Annotated in this window: 1 protein-coding gene; it reads left to right on the forward strand. The window is 45.8% G+C overall.

Annotated features, from left to right (window positions below; translation table 11 throughout):
- Positions 1 to 9: 9 nt before the first annotated feature.
- The coding region (locus tag O4H53_RS27070) for a hypothetical protein (RefSeq protein WP_269368113.1) at positions 10 to 262 on the forward strand (253 nt) is incomplete at its 3' end.

Raw genomic sequence — 262 nt, forward strand, 5'->3', positions numbered from 1 at the left:
GAGTAAGTGATGAGTGAATTTCATCCTCGTAACCAAAAAATTACCAATGTCATTGTTACGATAGCCGCAATTGCGGCTATCGCTCTTTCTGTTTTTCAGATTTGGCAGGGCATTCTGGCCAATCTGTCAGCCCCTGTTTTTAGGCCGATACACGTCAGCTGGGTATTGGCACTTGTGTTCTTGGTCTACCCTCTGTTTAGTGACCGAAAGCCGTTTGCTATTTACTTGTTGGGACGAATTATCGACTTAGCGTGTGTGGCGC

This window comes from Sulfitobacter sp. G21635-S1 (assembly GCF_027213915.1).
Taxonomy (GTDB): Bacteria; Pseudomonadota; Alphaproteobacteria; order Rhodobacterales; family Rhodobacteraceae; genus Sulfitobacter.